General features: G+C 60.0%; 4 protein-coding genes. 1 reads left to right on the top strand and 3 read right to left on the bottom strand.

Features of this window, described 5'->3' with window-relative positions; translation table 11 throughout:
• Window positions 1-77: 77 nt before the first annotated feature.
• The 3 genes from ACW9IR_RS28865 to phoB all read right to left on the bottom strand — a co-directional run bounded on the left by ACW9IR_RS28865 (window position 78) and on the right by phoB (window position 3,644).
• A complete protein-coding gene (locus ACW9IR_RS28865; protein ID WP_007920256.1) occupies window positions 78-1,418 on the bottom strand; it encodes a hemolysin family protein in 1,341 nt (446 codons plus the stop codon).
• 110 nt (window positions 1,419-1,528) lie between these two features.
• Complete coding sequence (gene phoR, locus ACW9IR_RS28860; RefSeq protein ID WP_457466007.1) at window positions 1,529-2,815, bottom strand: phosphate regulon sensor histidine kinase PhoR; 1,287 nt, start codon at window positions 2,813-2,815, stop codon at window positions 1,529-1,531.
• A gap of 139 nt (window positions 2,816-2,954) precedes the next feature.
• On the bottom strand, window positions 2,955-3,644 hold the full coding sequence (phoB, locus tag ACW9IR_RS28855) for a phosphate regulon transcriptional regulator PhoB (RefSeq protein WP_007896474.1): 690 nt from the start codon (window positions 3,642-3,644) through the stop codon (window positions 2,955-2,957).
• Window positions 3,645-3,795: 151 nt separating this feature from the next.
• Between phoB and ACW9IR_RS28850 the strand changes: the two genes are divergently transcribed.
• Window positions 3,796-4,179, top strand: coding sequence for a COG4315 family predicted lipoprotein (locus tag ACW9IR_RS28850; RefSeq protein WP_095113194.1), 384 nt, complete (start codon window positions 3,796-3,798; stop codon window positions 4,177-4,179).
• The last annotated feature ends 66 nt before the right edge of the window (window positions 4,180-4,245 follow it).

The following is a 4,245-nucleotide window of genomic DNA, read 5'->3' as shown; positions in this document are numbered from 1 at the left end:
ACATGGGAATGCAATCCCTGTAGGAGCTGCCGCAGGCTGCGATCTTTTAGCAGGCAACGCGGTTTCCCGCATTGCACTCAATCCAGCATCAACACCTTGGCCAGCACAATCTTCGGCCCTTTCATCTTTTTGATGATGATGCGCAGACCTTCGACTTCCAGCACTTCTTCCTCTTCCGGCACCCGTTTCAGGGTTTCGTAGACCAGCCCGGCGAGGGTTTCCGCTTCGATGTGATCAAGGTCGATGCCCAGCAAGCGTTCCACCTTGAACAGCGGCGTGTCACCACGCACCAAGAGCTTGCCCGGCTGATAGGCGAGAATCCCGCGCTCAGCCTTGCGGTGTTCGTCCTGAATGTCGCCGACCAGCACCTCAAGCACGTCTTCCATGGTCAGGTAGCCGATGATGTTGCCGTCAGCCTCCTCGACCACGGCGAAGTGCGAGCCGCCCTTGCGGAACTGCTCCAGCAACTGCGACAGCGGCATGTGCCGTGACACGCGCTCCAGCGGGCGGGTCAGTTCAGCCAGGTTGAACGACTCGGGAATGTGGTCCAGCGCCGCCAGCTCCAATAGCAGATCCTTGATGTGCAGCAGGCCGACGAACTCCTGGCGCTCACTGTCGTACACCGGATAACGGCTGAACTTGTGGCGACGGAACATCGCCAGGATTTCTTTCAGCGGCGCGTTGAATTCCAGGGTGATCAGGTCTTCGCGGGAGTTGGCCCAGTCGACCACTTCCAGCTCGCCCATTTCCACCGCCGATGCCAATACACGCATGCCCTGATCGCTCGGATCCTGGCCACGGCTGGAGTGCAGGATCAGTTTCAGTTCTTCGCGGCTGTAATGGTGCTCGTGGTGCGGGCCGGGTTCGCCCTGGCCGGCGATACGCAGAATCGCGTTGGCGCTGGCGTTGAGCAGGTAGATCGCCGGGTACATCGCCCAGTAGAACAGGTACAGCGGCACCGCCGTCCACAGCGACAGCAGCTCGGGTTTACGGATCGCCCAGGATTTCGGGGCCAGTTCACCGACCACGATGTGCAGGTACGAAATGATGAAGAACGCGGTGAAGAACGACACGCCTTTGACGATTTCCGGCGACTGCACGCCGACCGCACTCAGCAGCGGCTCGAGGATGTGTGCGAACGCCGGCTCACCGACCCAGCCGAGGCCAAGCGAGGCGAGAGTGATACCGAGCTGACAGGCCGAGAGGTACGCATCGAGCTGGCTGTGTACGGTGCGCAGGATATGCCCGCGCCAGCCGTTCTGATCAGCGATGGCCTCGACCCGGGTCGAGCGCAGTTTGACCATGGCGAATTCGGCCGCAACGAAAAAGCCGTTGAGCAAAACCAGGATCAGAGCAAAAAGGATCATGCCGAAATCGGCGAATATCGTTGCGAGGGACAAGCCAGGGGAAGGGTCCATGATGGAGTTTTGCGGGTTCCGTGTGATTCAAGAGAGAGAAAAGTCGCGCCTGAAAGGCAGGCACAAGTCAGCCAATGTAGCGGCTGACCTGGCGATTGCCTAGTGCGACATTACTCAGCGGCGCTGATCGCCCGCGCCTGGGCCACCTGAGCCGGGGCGAAATGGCAGGTGAATGTGCTGCCATGGCCGGGCACGCTGCTGATCTCCATGCGTGCGCGGTGGCGCAGCAACACGTGCTTGACGATGGCCAGGCCCAGGCCTGTGCCGCCAGTGTTGGAGTTGCGGCTGGAGTCGACGCGGTAGAAGCGTTCGGTCAGGCGCGGCAGGTGTTTGCTGTCGATGCCGATCCCGGAATCCTGCACGCTCAGATGCGCGCCCTGATCGTCACCCCACCAGCGAATGCGGATGTTGCCCTCGGCCTGGGTGTACTTGACCGCGTTGAACACCAGATTGGAAAACGCGCTGCGCAATTCCGCCTCGCTGCCCTTGAGCAACAGGCTGGCATCGGCTTCCAGCGTTATGCGCTGGTTTTTCGATCCGGACAATTGCTGCGCATCGCTCTTGATCGATTGCAGCAGGGTGTCGATCTGCACTGGCTGGTTGTCCGACGGGTAATCGGTGGCTTCGAGTTTCGCCAGCAGCAACAAATCGTTGAGCAGCGTCTGCATGCGCCCGCCCTGTTGCTGCATCTGCTGCAGGGCACGGCTCCAGCGTGGATTCACTTCTTCGACGTTGTCGAGCAGGGTTTCCAGATAGCCGCAGATCACTGTCAGTGGTGTGCGCAACTCGTGAGAGACGTTGGCGATGAAGTCTTTGCGCATCTGTTCGAGTTGATGGATACGCGTGACATCGCGCACCAGCATCAGGTGTTCGTTGTTGCCATAGCGGGTCAGGTACAGCTGAATGCGCACGCGATCATTGGTCGGCGAGGGGATTTCCAGCGGCTCGGCGTAGCTGTCCTGCTCGAAGTATTCCTTGAAGCGCGGATGGCGCACCAGGTTGGTCACCGGTTGGCCACTGTCCTGCGGAGTCTTGAGACCGAGCAGGGTTTCGGCGGCGCGGTTCCACCATTCCAGGTTGCCGTCGCTGTCGAGCATGATCACCGCGTCTTTCAGCGCGGCGGTGGATTCTTGCACCCGGTCGATCACCGCTTGCAGGCGCCCGCGTACGCGTTGGTCGCGGCGTTGCAGGTGGTAGATGCTGTCGAACACCTCGCCCCACAGGCCATAGCCGTCGGGTGGCGCTTCATCGGGTTGATGCTGGCGCAGCCATTCGTGTAGCCGCAGCAATTGCTTGAGCGTCCAGCCCAGATAAATCCCCAGACCCGCCGCGAGGCTCCAGCCGTAATAGCCGGTGATCAGGCCGATCACCAGGCAGGCGGTGACCAGCAACAGCATGTGGCGAATCAGGGTGCCATGCCAGTTTTGATTCACGGGGGCGTCCTTAGCCGCAGCTTCAAGTTTCAAGCTGCAAGCTACAAGTCAGAGCGGCTCGCTGTTACTTGCCGCTTGTAGCTAGAAGCTTGCAGCTGTTTTTTTATGCTTTGGTGGAAAACCGGTAGCCGGTGCCGCGCACGGTTTGTACCAGATTTTCGTAAGCGTCGCCGAGGGCCTTGCGCAGGCGGCGGATGTGCACGTCGACGGTGCGCTCTTCCACATAGACGTTGCCGCCCCAGACCTGATCCAGCAACTGGCCACGGGTGTAGGCGCGTTCCTGGTGGGTCATGAAGAATTGCAGCAGACGGTATTCGGTCGGGCCCATCTCGGCCGGTTTGCCGTCGATGGTCACGCGGTGGCTGATCGGGTCGAGCAGCAGGCCGCCAACTTCGATCGGCGCTTCGCCGTCGGTCGGACCGGCGCGGCGCAGCACGGCTTTGAGACGGGCGACCAGTTCGCGCGGGGAAAACGGTTTGGTGATGTAGTCGTCGGCGCCGACTTCAAGACCCTGGATCTTGTTGTCCTCTTCGCCCTTGGCGGTGAGCATGATGATCGGGATGTCCCCGGTCAGCTCGTCACGCTTCAGACGCCGGGCCAGCTCGATGCCGGAGGTGCCGGGCAGCATCCAGTCGAGCAGAATCAGGTCCGGCTTGCGGTCGACGATGATGGCGTGGGCCTGCTGCGAGTTCTCTGCCTCGAGGCAGTCATAGCCGGCCATTTCCAACGCAACGGCGATCATTTCGCGAATGGGCGCTTCGTCGTCGACGATCAGAATGCTCCTGCCAACCATGCCTTAATCCTCTTGTCATTTAACTGTCTTGCGCCGCATTAGATAACGGAATTATTGCAGTCGTGTGACAGTATTTTAGTCCGGCGGCGATTGTGCAAATCCTCAACTAAGCTCTAAGTCCGAATCCTGACAACCACAAAAGAAGGTTTCCATGACTCAAATGACTGTTTCTTTCAAAGCCCTGCTGATGGCTGCGGCCCTGACTCTGCCTGGATTTGCGCTGGCTGCGGATCCTGCGATGGAGAAGGACGGCATGTACACCGACCACAAGGGCATGACCCTGTATACCTTCGCCAAGGACTCGGGCGGCAAGTCGATGTGCAACGACAAATGCGCAACGAATTGGCCGCCGTTGATGGCGACCGCGGGTGACAAGTCGATGGGTGACTGGACTGTCATCAAACGCGACGACGGCACGATGCAATGGGCCTACCAAGGCATGCCGCTGTACACCTTCGTGATGGACAAGAAAGCCGGTGACATGACCGGTGACGGCAAAATGGACGGCGCCTGGAAAGTCGCCAAAGCCAAGTAAACGCGGTCCCCTGTAGGAGTGAGCCTGCTCGCGATAGCGGTGTGTCAGTCAGCATTTTCGTTAACT

Source organism: Pseudomonas sp. SDT291_1_S447, from assembly GCF_054070155.1.
This window is presented reverse-complemented; position numbering and strand designations above follow the sequence as displayed.